1 protein-coding gene is annotated in these 5,712 nt (G+C 51.3%); it reads left to right on the top strand.

The window, feature by feature from the left end:
- Positions 1-733: 733 nt before the first annotated feature.
- A partial coding sequence (locus tag QUA62_RS28725) for a DUF4347 domain-containing protein (protein WP_333408212.1) occupies positions 734-5,712 on the top strand: 4,979 nt, incomplete at its 3' end.

Here is a 5,712-nt window from a genome sequence, read left to right as displayed (position 1 = left end):
GGAGACTGGTCAGGTTTTGGCTCAGGTTTTTGGGGCTAATAATTCTTTGACTGCTGTGGATTTTCTGAGTCTTTCTCGTTAATACCAAAGCGCATTGACTCCGCTGCATTTTTCCTAAAATTCTAGCAACTCGGTTTGTTAAATAAACCGAGTTGTTTAATATTTTTTAATAATAAATATCAAACAAGTTAATTCTTCGGTGATTCCACTTACTAACGACAATGAAATTGATTCTTAGTGAGTCATTTCTTTTTGATAAAAGCCAAAAAACAAAGTTGATGAGTACAAAATTTATAATCATTTTTTGAGTGAAATATAGATTATTTGGGATGCCGCTGATTTACCGCCCTAAAATTGGTTGTTGATAAAGACTTAAGTCTTAATAAAAGTCTGATAAATTAAGCGACTTTTACTACAGACACGAACGATTGTCAACTGCTTTTAGGTAAATAATATTGAATAACACGGTGTATTTTCGTACATCGTGGTCGTTTTTTTTATCGTAAAATAATTGAGCGCCACGTCTGAATTGGCTAAAAAACCCCTGAGTTACCAGGTAAATATAGCGAACTGCTACTTTGGGAAGATGTGTCTCAAAAAAAAATCGAAGTAAATAGAACTTGTTAAGTATGCGAAGTCGAGAAATTAGCAATTAAAAATTTCCCATTAGCAATTAACAATAATATCTACCACTGAAGATTGACAATTAACAAATCTAGGAGCTATCTAACTCATGAAAAATTTAGGGTGCAACTACTCTTCACCAATTCACCAATCAAGTTGCGATCGCCGCGACACCGACTGCATAAAAGCTTCTTTGATTGGGGCGCCGTTAGTCAGCGATCGGGCGATATATATTTCCTGTTTAACAAAAGCGAGTGGGGGCGCCAAGACTAAACATGAAAAACATTTAGTTTGCATCGACCCGAGGGTAGAGAATTATCAGTATCTTGCCAGCGGAGTCAAACCTGGGACAGAGATAATTGTCCTCGATCGAACTCTGGACGGAGTAGAACAAATTACCGAGATTCTAGCTAAACGCAGCTTAATTGCCAGCCTTCAGATAGTTGCTCACGGCAATGAAGCTTCCGTGCAACTGGGGTCAACTATACTGAAGGATGAAAACTTGCAAAAGTACGATCGGCATTTGCAACAGTGGCGCAATGCCTTCACGGAAAAAGCCGATATTTTAATATTAGCGTGTAAGGTTGGGGCTGGAAAATCCGGGGTTGCTTTTGTGCGGAAGCTGAGAGAATTAACAGGCGCAAATATAGCGGCTTCCAACAATCTAATTGGCAGTGCCAAATTAGGAGGAAACTGGCAATTAAATGTTACAGCAGGACGAGTAAAAACCGCAATAGCCTTTGAAACAAAAACCCAGGAAACTTACAGCGCTGTCCTCATTAGTTTAGTGGACGAAAGTTTTCAAGACGCACGTCTAATCGGGCCTTGGATCTCTGGGGTTACTGGCTCGTCTGACGCTCCGGCTTTAACAGCAGGAACCGGAACAGAGAGTTTTCCGGGTTTGAACCTAGACCCGGTCGGCAGCGGGGCGTTGAGATTAACTTCAAGAAGTTTTGACCAATCTACTTTTGTTATCTATAACAGTCAGGTTCCAGTCAACAGCGGTCTTAACATTGTCTTCGATATATTTGCCTACAACGGCACTGCGCGTCCGAATTTAGCAGGGCGGACAGGTGATGGCATAAGTTTCTTTTTAATTGACGGTACGGTGACGCCAACAGTAGCTGGAGGCTATGGAGGGTCTCTCGGCTACGCCCAAAATAGAGATACAAATCAGTTGGGTTTACGGGGAGGTTATTTAGGAATTGGATTGGATGAATTCGGAAATTTCTCAAGTACAACTCAAGGGCGTGTAGGCGGAATTGGGGCGGCTCGTAGAGCAGATTCGGTAACGCTTCGAGGTAGCGAAGTTGCGGAATATAAATTTTTAACTTCTACGTTTGTGCCGCAGGGAATAGATAATATTCCCGATACCGTAAATCCTCTGCCTCCAAACGGGCCGATCAACGCCATTACTAGCAATCGCGAAACAGCCAGAAGAAGAGTTCAAATTATTTTGCAACCACCCAATTCTGCAACGCCAAACCGTCTCAGTGTTAACTTCGATCTCAACAATAATGGTTCGTTTGCAGATCCGGGTGAGACTATTATCGACATTGCCAATTTAGAGCAGATAAACGGGCCAATACCGGAAACATTCAAATTTGGTTTTGCTGGTTCAACGGGTGACGCAACAAATATTCACGACGTTCGCACTTTGTCTATCCAAACTATAGACGTGCCGCTTACTACAGCAGATGTTGCCTCAACGAAAACAGGCCCGGCCGCAGCGGCACCGGGTAGCCCCATTACTTACACAATTACGACAGTAAATAACGGCCCGAACGACGCCGAAAACGTGGTGATTGAAGATAGATTGCCCGACGGGGCAGTATTTGCTAGTACCGAGGGCGAGGGCACTTTCAACCCGACAACCAGACTGGTCACCTGGCCCACTATTCCGAATTTACCTTTTGGGGCTACCACCACGCGCACCGTAACTGTTACCACCCCAACTACACTTGGCCCTATTACCAACAGTGTATTCAGCAGCAGCAGTACGATCGATCCCGTACCCGGTAACAACAGCGGCAGCAGCCCGGAGGCGCGAGTCACGACCACTATTACGAACGATCTTGCCGATGTAGTGACGGTCAAAACGGGGCCCGCTACTGCGGCTGCGGGTTCGACCGTCACCTACACAATTACGGCAACCAACAGTGGGCCGAGTCCGGCAGCCAATGTGGCGATCGCCGATAGCATTGTTCCGGGTTTAACAGGAGTCAGCGTCTCGGAGGGCGGAACTTACAACGCAACTACAGGTATTGTGACTTGGACGGCGATCCCATCCCTAGCCAGCGCAGCCAGCGCCTACAGAACCGTCAGTTTCGCAGTTCCTGCCACCATCAGCCCCATCGCCAACACTGCTAGCAGCACCTCAACGAGCCCAGACCCCAATCCCGACAACAACAACGGCAGCAGCCCGCGGGCGCGAGTCACCACCACGATCACCGATAGTGCCGATGTAGTGACGGTCAAAACCGGGCCGGCTACGGCGCCTGCAGGCTCGACTGTCACCTACACAATTACGGCAGCCAACAGTGGGCCGAGTCCGGCAGCCAATGTGGCGATCGCCGACAGCATTGTTCCGGGTTTAACAGGAGTCAGCGTCTCGGACGAGGGAACTTACAACGCAACTACAGGTATTGTGACTTGGACGCCGATCCCATCCCTAGCCAGCGCAGCCAGCACCAACAGAACCGTGAGTTTCGCAGTTCCCGCCACCGGCGGCACCGTCGCCAACACTGCTAGCAGCACCTCAACGAGTCCAGACCCGAATCCTGCAAACAACAACGGCAGCAGCCCCGAAGCGCGGGTCACCACCACGATTACCGATAGTGCTGATGTAGTGACGCTCAAAACCGGGCCGACTACTGCAGCAGCCGGATCGACTGTCACCTACACAATTACGGCAACCAACAGCGGGCCGAGTGCGGCAGCCAATGTGGCGATCGCCGACAGCATTGTTCCGGGTTTAACAGGAGTCAGCGTCTCGGACGAGGGAACTTACAACGCAACTACAGGTATTGTGACTTGGACGGCGATCCCATCCCTAGCCAGCGCAGCCAGCGCCAACAGAACCGTCAGTTTCGCAGTTCCCGCCACCGGCGGCACCGTCGCCAACACTGCTAGCAGCACCTCAACGAGCCCAGACCCGAATCCCGCCAACAATAACGGCAGCGAGCCCGGCGCAACTGTTACCACCCGCATCGCCTCTGCCCCGACTCCGACTCCGACTCCGACTCCGACTCCGACTCCGACTCCCGCACCGACTCCGACTCCGGCCAACCAACCGCCGATAGCTAACAACGTCAACCTCGAAATCGCCCCCAGCAGCGCTGTGGCGATCGCAGCACTCGGAGGAAGCGACCCCGACGGGTCGATCGCATCCTTCACCATCAACACCGTCCCAGCAGCAAGTGAAGGGCTGATATTTTTAGGCAATCCCGATACTGGTGGCACGATTGTCGCCGCTGGTCAAATTCTGACACCTGCTGACATTAACCAATTATTTTTCCAATCGACAGCCAACTTTACCAGCGCAAATTTCACCTACAGCGTTACAGACAACCAGGGCGCTACCAGCCCCGCCAGCGCTACTGTATCGGCGCTGCTGCCGGTGCCAAACCAACCACCGATAGCTAATAACGTCAACGTCGAGATCGCCCCCAGCAGCACTGTGGCGATCGCAGGACTCGGAGGAACCGACCCCGACGGGTCGATCGCATCCTTCACGATCGACACCGTGCCACCAGCAAATGAAGGGCTGATATTTTTAGGCAATCCCGAGACGGGCGGCACGATTGTCACTGCTGGTCAAATTCTGACACCTGCTGACATTAACCAATTATTTTTCCAATCGACAGCCAACTTTACCAGCGCAAATTTTACCTACAGCGCTACAGACAACCAGGGCGCTATCAGCCCCGCCAGCGCTACTGTATCCGCGCTGCCGCCCTTGCCAAACCTACCGCCAGAAGCAGCCCCGGTGACTCTTGATATTGCCCCCAGTAGCACTGTGGCGATCGCAGGACTCGGAGGAACCGACCCCGACGGGTCGATCGCATCCTTCACGATCAATACCGTCCCAGCAGCAAGTGAAGGGCTGATATTTTTAGGCAATCCCGATACTGGTGGCACGATTGTCACCGCTGGTCAAATTCTGACACCTGCTGACATTAACCAATTATTTTTCCAATCGACAGCCAACTTTACCAGCGCAAATTTTACCTACAGCGCTACAGACAACCAGGGCGCTACCAGCCCCGCCAGCGCTACTTTAACTGCCATTCCCGCGCCCACACCAACACCAACACCCGCGCCCGCGCCAACACCAACACCCGCACCTGTACCGACGCCGACACCCGCGCCTGCGCCAACACCAACACCAACTGCACCGGAACCAACACCAACACCCGCGCCTGCACCAACACCAACACCAACTGCACCGGAACCAACACCAACACCCGCGCCCGCGCCAACACCACCAACACCAACTGCACCGGAACCAACACCCACACCAACACCAACTGCAGCGGAACCAACACCAACTGCAACTCCAACACCAACACCCGCGCCCGCCCCGGAACTAACACCAACACAAGCGCCGGAACCAACGCCCGCGCCCGAACCAACCCCTATATTCGACCCAGTGCCCGAACCGGATACCAGTTGCGGTTGCGACCCCTTGCCCGAGCCCCCGAACATCACATTTATCCAACCCCAGCCAGAGCAAAAACTCAACTTCGACTCCAACGCCGCACAACTCATCGACATCCAAAACACCAGCATCGGGAGTCTCGGAAACGATTCCTTAACAGGGAACGAAGCTAACCAACTGTTTCTCTCATTTGAGGACGACGACACAGTGTTAGGTGAAGCAGGCAGCGATATCGTTTACGCCGACCAACAGCAAGACTTCATCGCAGCAGGTAAGGCCAACGACATCGTTTACGGTGGCAAAGACAACGATGTAGTGTTCTCCGGCAAACAAGACGATCGCGTTTTTGGTGATCGCAATGGAGACACATTGTACGGCGATCGCGGTGCCGACACCATAGTCGGCGACAACGGCAACAACATCGACTT

This window comes from Microcoleus sp. MON1_C1 (assembly GCF_036701945.1).
Taxonomy (GTDB): domain Bacteria; phylum Cyanobacteriota; class Cyanobacteriia; order Cyanobacteriales; family Microcoleaceae; genus Microcoleus.
Note: the sequence above shows the minus strand (reverse complement) of the source record. Positions and strands in the feature narration are given on the sequence as shown.